At 41.5% G+C, this 21703-nt stretch carries 14 protein-coding genes; 6 read left to right on the forward strand and 8 right to left on the reverse strand.

Going from position 1 to position 21703, the window contains the following annotated elements; genetic code table 11:
* The first annotated feature begins 9 nt into the window (after positions 1-9).
* A complete protein-coding gene (locus NPE20_RS11755; RefSeq protein WP_256538848.1) occupies positions 10-1320 on the forward strand; it encodes a hypothetical protein in 1311 nt (436 codons plus the stop codon).
* Between the two features lie 6 nt (positions 1321-1326).
* Here NPE20_RS11755 and NPE20_RS11760 read toward each other — a convergent pair whose 3' ends face one another.
* From NPE20_RS11760 to NPE20_RS11770, 3 genes are all read right to left on the reverse strand, one after another.
* A complete protein-coding gene (locus tag NPE20_RS11760; RefSeq protein WP_256538849.1) occupies positions 1327-2508 on the reverse strand; it encodes a hypothetical protein in 1182 nt (393 codons plus the stop codon).
* Positions 2505-3485 (reverse strand): DUF2157 domain-containing protein, encoded by a 981-nt coding sequence (locus NPE20_RS11765; RefSeq protein WP_256538850.1) that lies wholly within the window; start codon positions 3483-3485, stop codon positions 2505-2507. Before NPE20_RS11765 ends, NPE20_RS11760 begins: the two co-directional genes overlap by 4 nt.
* Before the next feature lie 115 nt (positions 3486-3600).
* The gene (locus tag NPE20_RS11770; protein ID WP_256538851.1) at positions 3601-4131 is read right to left on the reverse strand and encodes an OmpA family protein; all 531 of its coding nucleotides are present in this window, start codon (positions 4129-4131) and stop codon (positions 3601-3603) included.
* A gap of 186 nt (positions 4132-4317) precedes the next feature.
* Between NPE20_RS11770 and NPE20_RS11775 the strand changes: the two genes are divergently transcribed.
* From NPE20_RS11775 to NPE20_RS11785, 3 genes are all read left to right on the forward strand, one after another.
* Entirely contained in the window at positions 4318-6684 is a 2367-nt protein-coding gene (locus tag NPE20_RS11775) for a DUF2339 domain-containing protein (RefSeq protein ID WP_256538852.1), read from the forward strand.
* Positions 6677-7891, forward strand: a complete 1215-nt coding sequence (locus tag NPE20_RS11780) for a hypothetical protein (protein ID WP_256538853.1) — start codon at positions 6677-6679, stop codon at positions 7889-7891. The genes NPE20_RS11775 and NPE20_RS11780 overlap by 8 nt, the downstream gene beginning before the upstream one ends.
* A gap of 111 nt (positions 7892-8002) precedes the next feature.
* Positions 8003-8176 carry a hypothetical protein gene (locus NPE20_RS11785; RefSeq protein WP_256538854.1) on the forward strand — a complete coding sequence of 58 codons (174 nt, stop codon included), beginning with the start codon at positions 8003-8005 and terminating at the stop codon, positions 8174-8176.
* An 8-nt stretch (positions 8177-8184) separates the two neighbouring features.
* On the opposite strand, the gene NPE20_RS11790 is transcribed toward NPE20_RS11785, so the two are convergent.
* Complete coding sequence (locus NPE20_RS11790) at positions 8185-9075, reverse strand: glycerophosphodiester phosphodiesterase family protein (protein WP_256538855.1); 891 nt, start codon at positions 9073-9075, stop codon at positions 8185-8187.
* A 228-nt stretch (positions 9076-9303) separates the two neighbouring features.
* On the opposite strand from NPE20_RS11790, the gene NPE20_RS11795 reads away from it, so the two are divergent.
* Positions 9304-10263: a D-2-hydroxyacid dehydrogenase gene (locus NPE20_RS11795; protein WP_256538856.1), complete on the forward strand. Its 960-nt coding sequence runs from the start codon at positions 9304-9306 to the stop codon at positions 10261-10263.
* A gap of 34 nt (positions 10264-10297) precedes the next feature.
* Here NPE20_RS11795 and NPE20_RS11800 read toward each other — a convergent pair whose 3' ends face one another.
* From NPE20_RS11800 to NPE20_RS11810, 3 genes are all read right to left on the reverse strand, one after another.
* Positions 10298-11785, reverse strand: a complete 1488-nt coding sequence (locus tag NPE20_RS11800) for a SusD/RagB family nutrient-binding outer membrane lipoprotein (RefSeq protein ID WP_256538857.1) — start codon at positions 11783-11785, stop codon at positions 10298-10300.
* A 9-nt stretch (positions 11786-11794) separates the two neighbouring features.
* Positions 11795-14986 carry a SusC/RagA family TonB-linked outer membrane protein gene (locus NPE20_RS11805; protein ID WP_256538858.1) on the reverse strand — a complete coding sequence of 1064 codons (3192 nt, stop codon included), beginning with the start codon at positions 14984-14986 and terminating at the stop codon, positions 11795-11797.
* Positions 14987-15347: 361 nt separating this feature from the next.
* Positions 15348-18722 (reverse strand): DEAD/DEAH box helicase, encoded by a 3375-nt coding sequence (locus tag NPE20_RS11810; protein WP_256538859.1) that lies wholly within the window; start codon positions 18720-18722, stop codon positions 15348-15350.
* Positions 18723-18831: 109 nt separating this feature from the next.
* Between NPE20_RS11810 and NPE20_RS11815 the strand changes: the two genes are divergently transcribed.
* A complete protein-coding gene (locus NPE20_RS11815; RefSeq protein WP_256538860.1) occupies positions 18832-19725 on the forward strand; it encodes a glycoside hydrolase family 25 protein in 894 nt (297 codons plus the stop codon).
* A gap of 20 nt (positions 19726-19745) precedes the next feature.
* Here the strand turns inward: NPE20_RS11815 and NPE20_RS11820 are convergent, their stop codons facing one another.
* Positions 19746-21536, reverse strand: a complete 1791-nt coding sequence (locus NPE20_RS11820; RefSeq protein WP_256538862.1) for an ATP-binding protein — start codon at positions 21534-21536, stop codon at positions 19746-19748.
* Positions 21537-21703 lie beyond the last annotated feature (167 nt).

Genomic DNA, 21703 nt, shown 5'->3' on the forward strand with positions numbered 1-21703 from the left:
CTGCCCCAAATGAAGAAATTATTATTACTGATCCCCGTATTGTTTGCCTTGTCGTGCAAGCAAAAACCAGCCGATACGGTTGAGGGTAAAAAACTAAACAAACTTGCGCAGGACTATGTAACGCTTGGCCTTACTATTGGCCAGTACGATAGCGATTTTGTTGATGCCTATTACGGCCCCGACTCGTTAAAGCCTAAAGAAATTACCGATAAAACTTTCCCGAGGGATAGCCTGCTGGCCAATATAAACAGCTTAATGAACGATGTAAAGCTAATAGCTGACGGGTCAAAAGTTGATTCGAATAAAATACGGGCCAACTGGATGTATAACCAGCTAATAGCATTTGGCAGGCGTGTGAGGATCTATGCCGGCGAATACCGTTCGTTCGATGAAGAATCGCGAGAATTGTTTGGCGTTGCCGCACCCTCTTATGCCGAAGAATTTTTTAAGGCAGATCTGGATAAGCTGGATAGCCTGTTGCCTGGAAAAGGTAATGTTAACGATAGGTTTCAAAAACTGGCAAATAAGTTCATCATCCCAAAAGATAAGCTGGATGCGGTAATGAAAGCCGCTATTGCCGAAGCCCGCAAACGCACGCTTGCTCATTACAAATTACCCGCAGGCGAAAACTTTACACTGGAGTATGTAACCGATAAACCATGGAACGGCTATAACTGGTACAAAGGCAAATACCAAAGCACAGTGCAAATAAATACCGATATCAAAATATTTATTGACCGCGCTATTGATGTGGGCAGCCATGAAAGCTACCCCGGTCACCATGTGTACAATATGTTGTTGGAGAAAAATCTGTATCATGACAGGGGGTGGGTAGAAATTTCGCTTTATCCGTTGTTTAGTCCACAATCGCTTATTGCTGAGGGGAGCGCTAATTACGGGATAGAAGTTGCTTTCCCTGGTGATGATAAGGTTAAGTTTGCGAAGAATGTATTACTTCCGCTTGCCGGGTTAGATACCGCGGGTATTGATGTTTATTTTAAGGCGCTTGCCATAAAAGGTCAGTTAAATTACGCCCGTAACGAGGCTGCGCGTGGTTTAATAAATGATACCATGAGCCAAAGCAAAGCCCGTAGCTATCTGAAGAAGTACTGCTTAATGAACGATGAAACGGCAGATAAATCTATCAGCTTCATTAAAAAATACCGCAGCTATGTTATTAATTACAATTACGGACAAGACTTGGTTAAAAACTATATTGAACGTAATGGCGGCACAGCCAAAGTACCGGAAAAGCGCTGGGAACTGTTTGGCCACCTGTTAAGCAATCCTGTTAATCCGGCAGATCTGGTTAAGAAATAAGCTTAATTAGAAGTCGCCGCTTGAGCCACCGCCACCGCCGGTACCACCGCCAAAACGTTGGGTTGGTTGGTTTGCCGCTGGCGGTAAATGTGATGTAGTTTCGCCGATAACAAGTCCTTCAATATTAAGGCTTTCCAATGTGCCGGCCTCATCAGGTTCGGCATAGGTAAAGCCATTGCGTGGTATTTTTAGGTACTTAATAATGGTGTACGATAACGCCAGTAAGATCATCCCCGATAGGGTAAGCATGATCTCGATAGGTAATAAATGATAGTAGTTTCTGAATGTGGCTACGGATGCGGCTGCCAAAACCATACCTATCCGCAATAACATGGTGCTCTTTTTTTTGATGCCGATGAACAGGTAAACCACCGGGACCAATAGCGTCCACAGCCAAAAAATATAGCCAAAGGGTATGGTGATATGTGAATCATCCAGGCCGTTTAAAGCGTTGTTTAATCTGTTAACCACAAAGTAATTACCTGCAGCATAAAGAGTAATTAAGCTGATGATTTTAGCGATGGTAAGGCAATTTATATAGTTAATAGATTCTTTATTCTTGCTTATCCTGTTAAGAAAGAAATAAGCGCCGCCTGCTGCTATCATCATTACAAAAGGCATGGTAGCCAACCCAAATTGTCCGGCTTTTGCCCAGGCGAAATATATAAATGCAAAAAAGGCAACGCAGCTTGCAGCAGTGGTAACTACATCGGCAAAGCGGAAGGTTAGCAAGGTACATAGTATGCATACAAGCCCTGCACATAACAGGGTGTCAACCGAGTTTAAATGCATATCAATAATAAGCCAGATGCATCCACCAGCAAATAAGCATGCCGAATAATACAACAGGGCGTTATCTACCCCCGAGTGGAAGTAATGCTTATCCTTCACAAAAAACTCTAAAAATCCGTAACAAATCGCGCCTAAAAATATAGGCCATACCGGCGACTCAAGTACATTAGCACCAGATGCAATTAGGGTTAAAAAGCCGGTAGAAACCGATGCAATAATAAAAGTGAGGATAAATAAGCCTACACGCAACACAATACCCGGCATGTAAAAACCAACAGGGTGCGCCGCTTTAATGTTATCAAACTCCGCGCTGGTAATGTGGCCCGCCTGCTGGTCGGTTTTTAGCAGATCTGTTATATGCAGGTTATTTAACCATTCTTTGTTATATATGATCATGCTGCCTTCAGTTTTTTGTTGATGTTTATTAACAGGATTATAAGCCCTATTGCAGAAGCTATAAAACACAAAAACAACAGATAAATAGCTTCACCTTCCAGGGCGGCGTATAGCATCCGCGATAATATGCAGGCAATGGCGAAGTAGCTGTATAAAATGGTAAGCAGTATAAAGTAAAACGACTTCTCTTTATAAGCGTCACGGTATACATAAACAGCTAAAGCAAAAACCACGGCCATCCATAAAATGTAAAAGGGGCTATCGTAATACTCAAAGTAACCGGCCAGTAACGATATAAATGCAACATGCACACCATAGTGGTGGTATGTGAATTTAAAATGCTTTTTTATATCAAAGCGTTGGGTTAGGTAGGCGGCTACAAGCAGCATTGCCCCGAAAAGTACATAGGTGAAAATGATCTGTTGGTTGTTAAAAGTGCCGTAAGCCAGCAGCGTTTTTGGTGTAACCGATACGCCCATCCACAAAGCCAAACTGGCTATGGCCATGCTAAGGACACCTAAATGATCAAAGTAATAAGCGATGAAAAACAGGGCCAGCATGGGTATAAAAGTGGCCATTCCATAGTTTAATCCAAATACCTGGTATTGAAACTGCAGGTAGCCCACAAAGCTTACCATGCTGATGCTCCCGAGCAGCAAAATATAATCGAACCCGGTGTTTGGCGATTTTACCTTACCCCAGCCGAATGGATGTTTGTGTTTAAAACAATAAGCAAAACAGCCAATGCATACCAGCGCAATAAACGCCAGAATAGCCTGGTGACCAATAGTATCAATATTTTTATAAACCAATATACCCAGGCCGCCCGATAGTAACATTACGCCCAGGTAAAGCAGGGTTTTTAATTCCCAATGAACAGAGAATAATTTGTGAAGGTGCTTCTGCCGGATCTTTTCGAACGAGCTATCGCTGATATAACCTTCTGCGTGAAGTTTATTGTAAATTTCAGGTTCCAAAATTATTGTTGTAAGGGTTTAAAGCTTTATAAAGATAACAAAGTATCTGGCCCCAACAATAAAAAAGGGCTAAGCCTTAATTAAAGCTTAGCCCTTTCATAATTACTAAAGAAACCTATAGTTTTTTTATCTCGACACGGCGGTTAAGCGCGCGGCCTTCTTCGGTTTCGTTAGAGGTAATAGGTTTTGATTCGCCGTAACCTTTAATATCCAGGTTAGCGCCGTTTACACCGGTATTAACCAAGTAGGTTTTTACAGCATTTGCACGCTCAACAGATAATGCCATGTTATGCTCATCGGTACCTTCGGCAGATGAATTTCCGTTTAGTACGAACCTAACTGAAGGATCTTTCTTCATTTCGGCAGCAGCCTTATCTAAGGTTGGGTAAGCATCAGTTTTTAATATGCCCGAATTAAACTCGAACTGAATATTATTGAAATTGTAATTAGGTTTTTCAGGAGCCGGCGCAGGTGGCGGAGGCGTTTGTTGAGGAGGGGCCGGTGGTGGCGGTGTAGTTGGCGTAGTGCTTGCCGGTGCTATAAATGGTGGAGAGGGTTTCATCACCTTTTTTGATTTACAGGCCGGTAACACAGCTACAGCTGATATAATAACAAGTGGTAAATAAAATGATCTTAAAAACTTCATAGTTTAAGTGTTTGATAAGTATAAAAAACGTTTACGGTTACCCGATATTGTAAATATATAAATTTGGCTAAAGGTAGGGCATATTTTTATATGAACAATTCGGACTGTATTATTTCAAGCTTAAAACTTTACATCTTACTGATTTATAATTGTACTTTAGAGATGACTAAAACCTAATCCCGCTGTATGGAAATTATATACGTAGTGCTTTTATTGGTGATCATTTATTTACTGGTTACAAATAAAAACTTTTACAACGATAGGTTAAATGTGCTTGAGGCCCGTATAATGGAGCTTCAGCGTTTTGTAAAGCAAAATAGCATTAGCAAACCTGCCGAAGATGTTAAGCCACTACCAACAGTGGTACCACCCAAAGTACCCGAGCCGCCGGCGCTTTCACCTGTACCGATTGTCCCTGAACATATTGAGCGGCAAAAAGAGGCTGCCACCGACCCAATAGAGAGCATAAGGAGGTCTGTAAAACACCTTGATGCACCTACACTACCAAGGCCGGTTTATCACAGGCCTGCGCCGGAACCTCAGCTTTCCTTTTTTGAGCGTTACCCCGATCTGGAAAAATTTATAGGCGAAAACCTTATAAATAAAATTGGTATAGCCATTTTGGTACTGGCCATTGCCTTTTTTGTAAAATATGCTATTGATAATAACTGGGTTGGCCCGGTGGGGCGCGTAAGTATTGGTGTGCTTTGCGGCGGTATTTTAATTGGTATAGCCCATCGTATGCGTAACTCCTACCGGGCATTTAGCTCGGTACTAGTTGGTGGCGGCCTTGCGGTTTTATATTTTACTATAACCCTTGCATACCATCAGTTCCATCTGTTTAATCAAACCACGTCGTTTATTATACTAATTGTAATAACCTGTTTCGCGGTGGCACTATCACTGCTGTACGATAAGCAGGAACTTGCTGTGATAGCCCTGGTAGGTGGCCTTGCTAGTCCGTTTATGGTGAGTACCGGGCAGGCTAATTATAACGCCCTGTTTATTTACCTGGTAATTTTAAATGCCGGGTTACTTGTTATTGCCTATAACAAAATGTGGAGGATACTTAACGCTACGGCGTTTGGCTTAACAGTAATTGTGTTTATGGCAGTGCTTACATCGTTAACAGCACCAACGTATGCTACAGGCTTTTTGTATGCCAGTATATTGTACCTCCTGTTTTTTGGTATAAATGTGGCCAATAATATAAAAGAGAATAAAAAGTTTGTGGCAATTGATTTTACCATATTGCTTACTAATACTGCCCTATACTTTGCGGTCGGCCTTTACCTGCTTACCATGATGCATCAGGATAATATGCGGGGGCTGTTCTGCGCCGGTTTAGCGGTTGTAAATTTACTGCTGTCATTCCTCATGTTTCGCAACCGCAAGGTGGATACCAATATACTTTACCTGCTTATTGGCATTACCCTTACGTTTATATCGCTTACCGCGCCAATACAATTAAATGGCCATTATATTACCCTGTTTTGGGCTGCTGAAGCAGTACTGCTGTACTGGTTGTACTTAAAATCAGATATACAGTTAATGAAGCTTACCTCGCTGATTGTTTGGGGGGCTATGATAATAAGTTTGGTAATGGATTGGAACCAGGTATATGTTTCATCCAACACAATGATGATCATGGCTAATAAGGGCTTTATCACCACATTGATAGCAGCCGTAGGCTCGTACCTGTTATACCGATTAGTAAAAAAGGACGGCGACCAACAGATGTACGGCATTGCTATACCGATGGGTATGTATAAAATTACCGCATTACTGTTATTGTTTTTGAGTGGACTGCTGGAGATAAACCATCAGTTTTTAAACCATTACCCTGATATACGAATTAATATTTTATACCTGATGCTGTATGTACCGGCGTTTGTGTTCGTGTTTTATATGCTTTCAAAACGTTTTGAAGGTATTCGGCTGGATTGGAAACTAAGCGGCGGTATTATAGCAGGTACTTTAGCAGTCTATATAGCTTGTTTAATTAGTTTGTTTGATACACAGTATATGATGCTGATAGAGCATAAAGCATCTCCTGCGCACCTTTGGGCTAATTGGATAGCCGCGGCTTATGCTGGGCTACTGTTTTACCAGCTGATACAGATAGTTAGAGAACATCTTGATGAAGGGGGGCAACAAATAACTATCTGGGTATTGTCAGGTGCTATAGTGATCTTTCTGAGTATTGAACTAAGCCTGGTAAGTAATGTGATTTTCTTTTCGCCAACCACTACCCTTGATAGGATCGAGACTGTTTACATTAAAGTAGGGCTGCCAATATTGTGGGGATTATCATCATTTGCATTAATGATATTAGGGATGCGTAATAAGGTACGTACCCAGCGTATCGCATCGTTAACACTATTTTCAATAACGCTAATTAAATTGTTTGTGTTTGATATACAAGGCATACCACCGGCAGGCAAGATCGCAGCTTTCTTTTGTTTAGGGGTGCTGCTGCTTATCGTGTCGTTTATGTATCAAAAGGTTAAAAAAATACTGGTTGAAGATGAGGATAAGGCTAAGATTGAATAAGATTTTATTAACGCTGATATTGCTTGCCAACAGCACATGCCTGTTGGCACAGCAAACTTTTAAATATAAAGCTAATATTGGGAAGGTTGATACTTCGGCCTTTTACCGTATTAGTTTGCTGCCCGGGGTACTGGCTAAAAGCAATGCTGATTTATCAGATATACGCATACTAAACCAAAGCGGGAAGTTTGTGCCTTATATATTTGGCAGTCAGTTACCAGTTAAAGAGCAGCAAAGTTTTATAGTATTTCCGCAAACAGGCATTGCCAAACAGCCCGATACCACAACCACCTTTGTCGCCGAAAATAAAGGCCATTTAACTATTAACCAACTATACCTAAAGTTGCGCAATACGTCTGTTGACAGGATAGTAAACCTGGCAGGCAGCGATGACCTTGCCAACTGGTATGCCATTAAAGAAAACATACTGCTCAGCAAAGCAGGTGAGGAGGGTAGCACTGGTGGTATTTATGAGCAATTACTCAATTTTCCGGCGAGCACTTATCAGTACTTTAAAATACAGGTAAATAATAACCGCAAAGATGCTGTTGCCATATTACAGGCAGGTATATATAAAATACAATTGGTAAAACCTGCTTATACCGAACTTCCCGACGTTAAATTTACCCAAAGAGATAGCGCTAAGGCAAGCCGCATATTTATAACCTTTAACGAAGCTTATCCGATTAACAAACTAAAATTGGGCGTTGCCGGTGCCAAATATTATAAGCGTGCTATAAATATTTATAGCATTGATGGCAAAAAACGGAACTTATTAGGCGATACCGAAATAAGCTCTGTGGGAAATAATGAGTTATTTATATCAGCCAAAACCAAGAAAATATTACTCGAGGTTGCTAATGAAGATAACCCACCATTAAATATCAGCGCCGTAACTGCTTACCAGTTAGATCAAACGCTTGTAGCATATTTGGATAAGGGAAATAACTATCACTTGTTATTTGGTGATACCGTTGCCAAAACACCCGTATATGATCTTCAATTTTTTACAGATAGCCTTCAACGGAATTTACCTATAGTAAAGCTTGGCAATGTAGATAATAACCCTTTGTTTCAACATAAAACGGCGGCTACCAGTCATAACATACCCACCTGGTTAATTTGGATTGCTATAATAGCTGTACTAGGTCTGCTCGCCTTTCTTACCTTAAAAATGACCAAAGAAGTAAGACAAAGAAAAAAATGAAGGTTGAGCTACAATGCTCCTAAAGCCTATGATTGGTTATACCTGTGAAAAACAAAAGCGTATTTCACAGGTTTTTCAATTAAGTGTTAGGGAAAATATTAATTAAAAGAGATGAACAAATTTTTCAGGGCTATCATAGCCGCATGGGGAGCTAAAAAATTGGGCGGTGGCTGCCTGTCAACCATTGTGATTTTTGTGATAATTTATACATTGTTGGGCAAGTGCAATCAGGAAAGCCGCGCAATGGCTAAACCGGTTGCTGTGGTTTCCTGCCAGACTAAATAACACCTTGTTTACTTTTGATAGCTGCCAAATAAGGTTACTAACTTATCCGGGTAATCTGAAATGATCCCATCGACTTTCAGTTCAGCCATTTTTTTCATTGATGCTTCATCATTAACTGTCCATGGTAATACCTGTACTTTGGCTCGGTGCGCCTGCTCAACAAAGTCTTTATCAATAGTGGTATAGTTCGGGCTGATGATATCAGGGTTAAAGCCCAGTTTTTTGATGGCGTTTTCAAAGGTTTCTTTAGCACCGGTAAGGTAAGACAGTACCTGCTTAGGATTAGTTTGGTGAAGAAGCTGCAGTGGCCTCACATCAAACGATTGTATGGTAACGCGTTTTGTTACCTTCTTTTTGTTCAGTACATCCATCACCAGTTTAGTAAACTCGTTTATGGCAGGATGGGCAACGCCATCGCCGGCGAGCGAGCTTTTTATCTCCAGGTTATAATAAACCGGCTTTAGGTGATGTATTTTCACATACCGCTCAACGTTGTCTATCAGTTCGGATAATAATGGTTTGTAGGTTTTCAGCTTCTTTTGATCTGGAAATTGCGGATGTGGTTTGGTGCCCGCATCGTAACGTTTTACGCTATCGTATGGCATGGTGTATATCAGCAGGCCTTTTTCTTCGGCTTTGCTAATGGTGCTGCCATCGGGTTTAAGCATAAAATCGGCAGACATATAGGTATCATGCGATACCACCACCTGGTTATCCTTTGAAATAACACAATCCAATTCCAGTGTTTTTACGCCCAGGTCAATAGCGTGCAGCATTGCTGGTATGGTATTTTCGGGCATTAAAGCGCGGCCACCCCTGTGGCCCTGTACATCTAATTTTTGCTGTGCCGATACGGCTATTATCGAGCAACATAAGCTCATGGTTAAAAAGTATTTCATGTAATGTTTATTTAGCTTTAAACAATAAAGATTATTGTTTGATTAGGGCGAAAGTAGAATCGCTTTGTTAACCTAAACTTGCGTCGGTATTACCAAATCAATAATATTATTGAAGCTTAATTTTGATTTAAAGGTATGTTTTCCTAATAAATAATGGTACTTATATAGATGCACTTTGCTATTTATGAATAATATTATATTTGGTTGGTGTTATTTAATACTCGAAAAATGAAGATAGTGGTACTGGATGGCTATACACTTAATCCCGGCGATATAAGTTGGGAGGCATTGAAAAATTTAGGGGAAGTTGAGATATACGACAGGACACCTCCTGATAAGGTTTTAGAGCGGTCAATGGGAGCAGACGTTCTGCTTTCTAATAAAACACTTGTTGACGAGGCCGTTATTAACCAGCTTCCTAACCTAAAGTATATTGGCGTATCGGCTACCGGTTATAATGTTATCGATGTAGAGGCGGCTAAAAATAAAGGAATTATTGTTTCAAATGTACCGGGCTACGGTACTGCATCTGTAGTACAGCTAACGTTTGCCTTATTGCTGGAACTTGCCCAGCATGTACAACAGCATAGCGATTCGGTTATGACCGGCGACTGGGCCCGGGCCGCTGATTTTTGCTACTGGAACTCTCCCTTGGTTGAGCTTGCGGGAAAAACTATTGGTATTATCGGTTTTGGCAACATAGGCCAAAAGGTTGGCGATGTGGCCACTGCTTTTGGAATGAACATTATTGGTAATAGCAGGACCCACACAGACCAATCGCATCGCAAAAATTTTAGATGGGCAGATATTCCCGAGCTGCTGGAACAATCTGATGTGGTAAGTATCCATTGCCCCCTGTTTCCTGAAACAAAAGGATTGATCAATACAGAAAATTTAAAACGGATGAAACCTTCAGCCTTTCTGTTGAATACATCAAGAGGGCCTATTGTTGTTGATCAGGACCTGGCCGACGCGCTAAATAACGACATTATAGCCGGTGCCGGGATCGATGTATTGTCCGTTGAACCACCACAGGCCGATAATCCACTTTTTAAGGCGAAAAATTGTATCATAACACCGCATATTGCCTGGGCGACTAAAGAAGCAAGAACAAGATTAATGGAAACAGTGGTTAGTAACCTGGCAGCATTTATTAATGGCAGCCCGGTAAACGTAGTAAATAAGTAAAAGGCCGCCTTAATCAAAAAGACGGCCCTTGTACTTATTTATCCCACCATACGTGTGTTGTTTGAAGGTCTGGCCCCTGACGGGCAATCACCGCGTTATAGTTCGCCTTATTTAAATCAATTTCTGTTTGTGGGTATTGCTGCCTTCTCGGGATCTTCTTATCTGGTGTAAGCGCGGTTGGCACAGGGTCAACTAAATGTGGAAAACCTGTGCGGCGATACTCCGCCCATGACTCCCAACCGTTATTCATATAACCTGCCAGCCATTTTTGCGTATTTATTTGTTCAACTGCGTTTGCAACATTAAAAATTACCTGGGGCCGTGCAAGATAGGTAGTAATAGCGCCCGCAGCAATACCACTTTGCTGCAGAGCTGCTGTGATACCCTGTGTATAAAAATTTGCTGCTGCTGCATCGCCGCCCGGTATCCAACCTAAATGAGCCGCCTCTGCCTGGGTAAATAATACCTGTGCATAGCTTGTCCAGATGGTGGGGGTGTTTTGGCTGGAATAAGCCGAGCCTATTTGCGATATGTTACCGGGATTGTCCCTGTCGCCTATGTTTACACCGTTAAGGTCATCACCAGTAGTACCATATACAAGGCCTACGTAAGTATCTGCAGAAGTAGGGGCGGCATACAAGGGCAGGCGAGGGTCATTATAACTTTCTAGAAAATCTGTGAGTGTTGCGCTGATAGCATAATCATATCTTGATCGATAGTTATTAAAATAAGGGTTCTCGTTATTAAGTTCGAGGAGATATTTATAGGTGGCATTATCCTCGTTAGATGTCATTACCCCATCTGTTATAGCTTTTTGAAACTCAGACCGGCCTGTTGTAGGGTCAACCTTTGTTAACCTAAGCGCCATAATAGCCCTCAGTGAATTGGCCCAATGTTTCCATTTAGTGTTATCACCGCTAAACAAAATATCACTCGAAAGCGGGGCTCCGTCGTCAAATTGTGCCTGTGCCTCGGTCAGTTCTTTAAATAATGAAGTATAGACATCTTTTTGCGGATCTAACGCCGGGTTTAGATTTTTGCTGCCTTGTAAGGCCTGCGAATATGGTATATCGCCCCATCTGTCGGTAATTGTTAAAAAGATGAATGCCTTTAAAATGCGGGCGGCGGCTATTTGGTTATTGTTTGACCCATAACTGATGGTAGTAACTTTGTCTTTTGTTTCGGGATTGGTGTTAAAATCTATTACAAACTGCAGGTCCTGAAGCGGGCCGGTGTAATATGGCTGATAATCGTATTGCCTTAATTGAAACCGTGATTCGTTGGTGTAAAACGTTTCTGACAGATACTGGGAATACAATTCACCTGCAGCACTATTAACGTCAGTAGTTGCACTTCCGCCCCCGCCGCCAATAAACTGGATGGCACTGGTTAGCGCCAACCCTGTTGATAAAGTACTGGGTTGGTTAGGGTTAACATTTAGATCGCCGCCTACCTTTTTACAGGAAACAATTACCATGGCGGCAACCAGTATAAATGAGTATTTTATTATATGCGTTTTCATAACAGTCTTCTAAAAGGTTAAATTAAGGTTAAAACCAAGGGTGCGGGTTGCCGGTAACTGCCCGCCTTCGTAAAATGAAGTTTGCAGTTGCGATGGGTCAATTCCCTTCGCCTTGGTGTAAATAAGCCATGGGTTTTGGCTTACTATTGAAAACCTAGCTGTTTGAACAGGAATGCGGCCAAACCATTTCTTTGGCAGGTTATACCCAATGCTTACTTCACGTAATTTTACATAGGTTGCATCATATGTCCATTTTTCCCATATCGCGCTGTAATAGCTTTCATAAAGGTCGCGGGTATCTACAAAGGTGGTGTTGGGTGTGCCATCTTCATGTACACCTTTAACCAGGGTACCGCCACCCGCTGCAGGGTCGTCACGTCTTGGTACCCCGTTTTCGTTATTGCCAACTGTTGCCAGTGCAAGGCCGGAACCGGCCAGGTTTTGCTGTGTAACAGATACAAATTTACCGCCGTATTGGAAATCTATTGAAAAGCCAAACGTAACACCTTTATAGGTTATGTTGTTGGTAAAACCACCGGTAAATTTAGGTAGTATACTGCCCAGGTTTACATTGTCTGCCCTTTCTGGATAGCCATCTGCGTCAACAACAATGTTGCCGCTGGCATCCCTTACAAAGCCCGAACCTATTAGCTGACCGTATGGTTGGCCAACTACACTGTTTACTGAGAATGAGGGTGAGCCCACAAAACCAAAGCCACGCGTACCCGCCGGCTGGAATCCGGAAAGTGTTGCACCACCGTTACCTTCTGGTGAGGTGTTCAGCACATTATAATTGGGGTATAACGCGGCTACTTTATTGCGGTTAAACGCAATGTTTATATTGGCATCGTAAGTTAGATTAGCCGTTTTAACGGGGGTGCCACCTAATGAAAGCTCGATACCATGATTGATGATTGAACCCGCGTTAATTATAAATGTTGAATAGCCGGTTGTGCCGCTAATAGGAAGCGGAAGGATCTGATTTTTTGTATTACGGTGATAATAGTTAAAATCGAACCTTATCCGATCGCCTTTTAAGAAGTGCAGTTCGGTACCTAATTCATATGAGGTAGATAGTGCAGGCTTTAAATTAGGATTAGGTATTTGGTTTGGCACAAACTGTACCGGGGTTGTTCCGTAAGGGATGGTACCAATGGTATACGTCTGGCCTGTTTGGTACGGATCAATATCTGATCCTACCTGTGCTATGGAAGCCCTTAATTTACCAAAAGTTAAGAAATCGTTCTGAGGAATAAGCCCCGATTCTGTAAACACAAATGATCCGGAAACGCCTCCGTATAAATATGAATTATTGTTTGTGGGTAATGCTGATGACCAATCGTTACGCACGTTAAGATCTAAGTACAGAAATTGCTTATACCCAAATGAGGCGTATCCATAAAGGCTATTTACCACTTTACGGCTATGGAAGCTTACGGTACTTGGCCTATCCAACGAGTTAGCTACTGTGTAAGTTTCCGGAACGGATAAACCGCCGTTTGTATTGCTTTGCAGATAATTCGCTATATCATACCTCGATTCGCCAAAGGCACCCGCTCTAAAAGACAGGTCTTTTGAAAGGTTATGATCATACTCTAAAGAAACTACATAATCATACTCTTTATACTGGTAACTGCTTTCATTATATGCATCGGGATTAATAGTGTATGAACCTACGCGGTTGTTAGCATCGCGGTTTAAGTAATCGCCACGGGCAATAACAGATAATTTCAGATCTTTCCTGAAATTATAAGCAGCGGTTAAATTACCAAAGGTGCGGTTGTTATGCGATTCGGCAGTATTTACAAAAGCCTCAACGTAGGGGTTATCCCAGTAATGCGGTGCAAGGTTTGTTGGGCTTATAATATTCCAGGTGGTGTAAGTACCATCTGGCCGGCGGTAATTTTTTAATTTATCAATTTCTATGTTACGGTGAAACCACTGGTTAAACGAACCCGAGGTTTGGGTTCCGTAACCTTCAGCTGGTACATTAAATAACCTTTCCTGAAAAATGTTTATGTTAGTGCTTACTGTAAATTTAGGCGTGATCTTTATTTCGCCGTTTAAAGAAACATTGTCGCGGTTTTGCTTGGTATTCGGGCTTACACCGGTACGTATCAAATTGGTGTATGATATGCGCATGTTGTAATTATCGCCCGCTTTTGAAAATGCAACGTTGTTGTTAGTGGTTAGCCCGGTTTGGTAAAAACTCCGTACATTGTTTGGCTGTGGACTAAATGGTTTTAACTTACCAAACTCCGGATTGGCGGGGTCCCAAAAATACCAGGGAGCGGCCAAGGTGCCATCCATTTTTGGTCCCCAGCTTTCATCCACACCATAATCATAATATTTAATGTTGTTAAAGTTTTGCAGATAAGAGGGATCGCCTGGCGTATAATTGTATACGTTCCATTCCTGGCTTGTACCGCCGCCATATTCGTTTTGATATTGCGGCAAGGTATACACCCTTTCAAATGCTGTAGTTTGGTTAATAGTTATCCCTATCCCTTTGGCCGAGCCTTTTTTCAGGGTAATAACTACAGCGCCTTCTGCCGCCCGCTGGCCATATAGGGCTGTTGCGGCAGGGCCTTTTAAAACGGTTAATGCTTCAATATCATCATTGTTAACAGCGTTTGGATCGGTAATAACGCCATTAACTACGTATATAGGGTTGCCCCCCTGTAGGGAATTGATACCCCTGATACGGATGGTAGAAGCGCCAAACCTGGCACCCGAGCCACCAAGTATTTGTACGCCCGATACTTTACCTGCCAATGAAGTATTAAGGTCCTGCTGGCGGGTCATGGTTAAATTTTCGCCCTTTATTTGTTGGGCTGCATAACCCAGGGATTTTTCCTGCCGGGATATACCTAATGCCGTTACCACAACTTCGCCCAGTTGCCTGTTACTGGTAACGAGGGCTACATTAATAACCTCCTGCCCGTTTATTGGCACTTCCTGTGTGGCAAAGCCAATAAAAGAAAAGATTAAAGTTTTTGAGTTTTCAGGTACGTTGATTGAGTACTTTCCATTTGCATCTGTACTGGTACCAATTTGGGTTTCGCCTACCTTTACGTTTACACCCGGTAATATGCCTTTATCGTCTTGTGCGGTTACTGTACCTGTTATTCTTCGGGTTTGAGCATTTGTTATAACTGCACTTAATAATAAAAACACTAATAATAGTTGTTTTTTCATCATAAAATCTCCTATCACTTAAATACAACAACATAATTTTATAGTTTTAATTAATTTAATCATTTTTCGTTTAAGTTCAACATGTGAAAGAAAAAAGCATCATCCCCAACGCTTAGAGATGACGCTAACTAACTATTAATGATCTTATAAAGAACTAACAGCGTTTATTTTTATGTTTTATTTATTGAATTAATCTTGTAAACGTTGCTTAAAGATTAATATCTACAGGATCGAAAAATAACAAACAGAAATTCGGGTTAGGGGAATATAGGGTAATCCGCTGGGCGGATAATGATTATACAACTTTTAGGTTATTTTGTGTTAGATATTTTTATTTGTTCGCTTATTTGATCAAGCCATGGGGCTATTTACCCAGTAAACCCAGCAGATCTGTTTTTGACAGGGATTGCAGAACAGCGTTATCAGTTTTGATAAGATCCCGGAACAGTTCTTTTTTAGATGCCTGCATCTCCATTATCTTTTCTTCTACAGTACCGGGGCATATCAGCCTTACCGCCACCACATTATTATGCTGCCCTATACGATGTGAGCGGTCAATAGCCTGGTTTTCTACCGCGGGGTTCCACCATGGGTCTACCAGGTAAACATAATCGGCTTCGGTTAAATTTAAACCAGTTCCGCCTGCCTTCATGCTTATCAGGAAAACCCTTATATCTGCATTGTTTTGAAACTCATTTACGATGGCTTCGCGGTTGCGGCTGCTGCCGGTAAGCCAACTAAATTTAATATCCCGGGCCGTTAGTTCTTTTTTGATAAGCTCCAGCATCGACACAAACTGCGAGAATACCAAAATTTTATGCCGGGGCGATTTGCTTTCAATTTGTTCTATCAGCATATCAATTTTGGCAGACTCGTTGCCCGGTGGTTTTTCGCCGCTTAGTAACAAAGGCGAATCGCATATTTGGCGCAAGCGTGTAAGACCTTTTAGTACGTTCATCGGGCTTTTTTTCAGCAGGTCATCCGTTGTGGCCGAGATATAGTCTCTGAATTCTTTTTCGTAGGCATCGTATATACCACGCTGCTGTTGCTGCATCTCGCAGTATAATACCATCTCTGTTTTTTCGGGTAGTTCCTCGGCCACCTGTTGCTTGGTTCGGCGCAGTATAAACGGCTTTATCTTGTTTTGAAGTTCGGTAGCCCGTTTGTTGCTTTTAAATTTATCTATGGGTACGGCATATATATCTTTAAAATATTGTTTGGTTCCTAACAGACCGGGACAGGCAAACGAGAGCTGGCCGTACAGGTCGAACGTGTTATTTTCGATAGGAGTGCCCGTAATGGTGATACGGTTACGGGCCTTAAGCAAACGGACGGATTTATAACGCTGCGAATCGGGGTTCTTGATGTTTTGAGATTCATCAAGGAAAATATAATTGAACTGGTAGTTCTTTAAAAAATTAACATCGGCCAGTAAAGTACCGTAGGAGGTGAGTATGATCTCGAAATTGTTAAACTCTTCGGTGTTTTTTATCCTGTCGGCGCCATAAATGGTATGTACCCGGATAGATGGTGCAAACTTTTTTACCTCCATTTGCCAGTTAAAAATAAGAGAGGTAGGCACAACCAGCAGGTTGGTATTATGCGTTACCTTCTCCCTTTGCGAAAGGATGAAGGCGATGATCTGCAAAGTTTTACCCAGGCCCATATCATCAGCAAGGCAGCCGCCAAAATTAAGGTCATCCAAAAAATTAAGCCAGTTTAAACCCTGTTGCTGATACGGGCGAAGCGTTCCTAACAGATCTGGCGATACAGGAACTTCTTTGATAGATTCAAAGTCTGATAATCTTTTTTGATAAGTTTGAATTTCGTGTTTAACCTCGTCATCCAGCAGCTCATCATCAAAAAGCTGGTCAACCGTAGCAAAATTGGTTTTGGGGATATGCAGCTCGTCATCCACAATCTCGCCCGAATTAAAGTATTGTTGGAACTTTTCGATCCATTCGGCAGGCAGTATACCTAAAGTACCATCGTCCAGTTGTACGTATTTGCTTTTGTTGCGCACCGCTTTATTTACCTGTTTTAGCGCAGCCCGCTTGCGGCCAAAACGTACGTTTATTTCCGTATTAAACCAATTGATACCGCTTAATACCCTTATGGTGATGTTTGCCTTGTTTGCATTTAGCTTATTGCCTTCCAATTCATTAAACCCTAATACAGTGATATCATGCGCGGCCCAATCCTCAAATACCCGCAGGAACCACTCTTCCTGTAAAAAATGGCGCTTGTGCAGGTAAAAATATTGCAGGTCATCTTGCTCCAACTGTTCGGCAAAGTAGGGGTGTTGTTTAATTAACAAGGCGGTAAAGGCCAGCTCAGCCTCATCATTTCGTTGTACCAAAAACTCTTTGCCTTTTGCATCCTTCCCATAAATGAACCTTTTTGTACGGATAGGTATCTCGGCCTCGCCATAGCGCATTACCGGGATCAGCATTACATGGCTCCCAAAATCAGACAGGTAAATGATCTTCTCTGTTTCTTTAACAAAACTCTGTTGTTGTAACTGTGCCGGTGTGGCAGGTTTTATGTGTTTATATCCAACACTTACCTGGTCTTCCAGCAAGGCTAAAAACCCGCTTTTAAACTCCGTGAATTTTGATTCGTGAATGAGCAGGTTATCGGGGCGTTTCTTAAAAAGATCAATTAACGCTAACACTTGCAGGTTATCAACAAGGTAAAGCGTATCCGTTAGCAAAATAAAATAATTGAACAGGATACTAAGATCCTTCAACGCATATTCAGTTTGACCTATTTTTACCGAACCCGCCACCTCATAAAACTGGCCTTTTAAATTAACCGTTAGGCGAACATCATGCGAAAGAACGGCCACTTTTACCGGCACAACCGAACTCGCGGTTATATTTTCTGATACGGTGCTGTCATGATAATAAAATGGATAATCGGGTGTGTTTTTAACTATAGCACGTAAGGCTTTTATATCTGCCTCGGTCCGCTTGGAGTTGAGATGGTTTTGGAATTTGTTGATGCCGGTATAAAACTTCAACCGGTTATTGTCCTCCGTTTCCCATATCAGGTCCAGCGGGTTTATCGTGGCCATGGGGTTCTTCACCTTACCCTCTTTGGTCACCTGGGCGGCATAAAGCTCAATAAAAAGGTATTGATAGTATTTATGCTGCTTAATTACCACGCATATAACCTGCTCGTCGTTAGCGGGTTGGTGTGCAGGCGGTGTAACCAGGGCACTTAATGCACCTAAACTTTCCTTTGTTACGGGCAGTAGGGAGGGGGAGCCCGGTATAATGCTCGTTTTTTTATTATGATATTCTATCCTGAAAAAATGGTCAAGATTTGGTTCCTTCTCCAGCCCGTAATCAAGGGCGAATTTCCTTAACCTCTCATGTCGTAATTTAGAATTGAAGAAAATGGCCAGTTCATCTCTCTGTATAACAGCAGCCAATACCAATGCCTGGTGCTCGCAAAGTTTACCCGGTGCAGTTTCACATGCGCAGGTCAGTAATAATCCATCTGCCTGTTGCACTATAGAAATAGCGGGGAAAGTGTTATCATTTTGGTGGACAAACGTTCCCTCGTTAAGTACTAAGTGCAGGGATATAATATCCCGGTAGGATATTGCATCGGGGTAAGAGCCCATCGAATTTTTAGCGATAACGATCTCCGTAATATTTTCAAAAGGAATCCCTTCTAAAAAAAATGCACGGTCTGTAATAGAGTTATCTGGCTTGTTAAATTCGGTACTCACTAATTTTGCTGCTACGGGAAGCGATAAATATCCTAAGAATAACGGATACTTTCCATTTTATTAACAAATAGACACGATACAATAGTTGGCAGCATTATATATTTGTGCTGTGCCTGTTAATAAAAATCCAATTGCCGCTGTTAAAAGAAAATCTGTAGTCAAAAAGCCTGTAGCCAAAAAACGCGTAAGTGTAAAAAAAGGAAAAAAGCAGGTTGGTGGTTTTCCCAAATACACCGTTATTTTGATCCTTCTACTGATCCTGCTTTCTCCTTTTTACTACGGATATATACTTAAAACGGCATCTGCCGGCTGGCGCTGGGTAATGGATATTGGCGAAAACCCGCATTATCGCACCTATAAGAGTTTTGCTATCCGTATCCCGTCTAAATATAAAATTCATGGTATAGATGTATCGTATGCGCAGGGTAAAATAGATTGGGCACGGGTTGCATCCATGGAGGAGGATAGCGTGCATATAAGTTTCGCATTTATTAAGGCAACTGAAGGATTACTCAAAGTTGACCCTTACTTTAAACGCAACTGGCGCGAAGCGCCTAAAGTTGGCATCAAATGCGGTGCTTATCATTTTTTACGCCCTAAAAAGAACGGCTTGTGGCAGGCTCGCTTTTTTCTGCAAAATGTGAGTATGGAAAAGGGAGACCTGCCCGCGGTTGTGGATATTGAGCGACTGGACGGTACCTCGCCGCAGGCTATGCGTAAGGAACTGAAGGCTTTTCTGGATCATGTGGAGGCAAAGACTAAAGTACGGCCCATTATTTATACCGGTTTAAGCTTTTACACAGATTATTTGGAGGACTATTTTAAGGATTACCCTTTATGGATAGCACATTACAACCGCGAAAAACTTAATATCAGTGATGATAGTGGATGGAAATTTTGGCAACATTCGGAAACCGCGCGTGTTAACGGCATTGGCCATGCGGTTGATTTTGATGCCTTTAACGGTGACAGTTTAACATTTCAAAAACTGCTGATACCTTAAATTTACTTGGCTGAATAACCCTAATCAGAAAACGACCTGACTGTTTTCGCGGTATTTAAAAGCTCCAGCTTTTCGTATAACGAGGCGGGTTGAAATGGCTTAGAGAGATAATCATTCATCCCTGCCTCTTTAATTTTATCGTGGATATTATGCGATACCGACGCGGTTAAAGCAATGATAGGGATAAGCGCCTTAACAGGTTCATTAAGGGAACGTATAGCCTGCGTAGCCTGATATCCGTCCATTACCGGCATATGCAGGTCCATTAATACTACATCAAATGTGTTACTTAAAAGTTTGTCAACAGCTTCCTGGCCATTGTTGGTAACAATAGCCTTAATGTTCCATTTAGATAAAAGCTTTACCAGCAACAGGGCGTTAACAGGGTTGTCTTCGGCGATAAGGATATTAAGACTTTCCAGATTGGCGTTTACGGCAGTATATATAGATACGGGGTTTATCTTGCCTTTATGCAGGTTAAATTGAATGGCAAATGAAAACACAGAACCTTTACCCGGCTGGCTTTCTAATTCTATTGTGCTGTTAAAAAGCTTCAGTAACCTTTTAACAATTGCAAGGCCAAGGCCGGTGCCGCCGTAGTGGCGGGTGGTATCGGCAGATGCCTGTATAAAAGGCTCGAATATAACTTGCTGACGATCAGCAGAAATACCAATCCCTGTATCAGCAATCGAAAAGTGAACCGTTATTTGCTCATCGCTTTCCTGCCCGGCAATAGCCCTTACGCTCACGGTGCCGCATTCGGTAAATTTTATGGCATTCCCGGCCAGGTTATAAATAATTTGTGTAAGGCGGGTAGGGTCGGCAATTACCCACTTATCTTTAAGTTTATCATCTACTTCCAGTAATACTTCAATGCCCTTTTCGGCAGCTTTTTGTTGAAGACCTGAGCATACTTTGTGTAACAGAATGGGTAACTGAACCGGTAAGTTCTCCAATTCAATTTTATCATTCTCGCTTTTATTATAGTCAAGTATGTCATTAACCAGTGTAAGCAGGCTAAGCGCCGAAAATTCAAGTATGTCCAGGTTCTCGGTTTGCTCTTTGGTAGCGCTATCTTTTATCAGGTTGGTCATCCCTATCACCGCGTTTAAGGGGGTGCGTAACTCGTGCGACATGGTTGATAAAAACACAGAGCGCGATTCTGCCAAAGCTTTAGTTTCGGCAATAGTGGCTTGCAGCTGCTTGTTAAGGGTTTCTTTTTCATCAACATTATCCCTAAAAGCCCGGTAGAAAAGATAATGAACCAGAACTATGGTTACAAAATTCAGTAAAATAATTACTTCAAAGCCTGGGGAAGGTAATTCATTTGATATAACATCAAGGTGCCATTTTGTTCTGCTGGTAAGTGCCATGTATAACATTACCGGTGAGATAGCTGCAATGCTATATATAACAGCGTAACGGTTATTGACCAGGTAATAACTTACAAAAGTTACCATAAAAACAAACTGTATAGTGATCAGGTTAATATGCTGCCCAAAAACGAACAAGTTTGACCAGATACCCGCAATGCCTGTTAAAAGTATAATGTGCGATATGATCTTTATATGAAACGGCCGGTACAACAAATATTTAGTTAGTACCAGGTATAAAAGAAACACAAATAGAATACGGATCAGGTGGGGGGGGTGGATATCCCCAATTACCAATGGTATTACTATCAGTATTTTAAGAAGGGAGAATAGCAGTATGGTAAATACAATTTTTATCCGTGCCTGCTTTAAGGTATCAGGCTGTTGTATCAATACCTTTTTTAAGGAAAAATTAAAAAAAGGTATTAATTCTTTCATGGTATATCAGCTTAAAATAATTGTAGATAGGGTGCTACATTACACAGCTAATTTATTAAAAGATTTAATAAAATTGGCTTTAATTTAAGCTTCCATCCATTCCATTAATATAGAGTGATAAAGTGCATTAAGATTTAACATAAACTTAATCTTGCTGGTTTTTATAG

Origin of the sequence: Mucilaginibacter aquariorum, from assembly GCF_024498135.1 — a bacterium.
GTDB classification, from domain to species: domain Bacteria; phylum Bacteroidota; class Bacteroidia; order Sphingobacteriales; family Sphingobacteriaceae; genus Mucilaginibacter; species Mucilaginibacter aquariorum.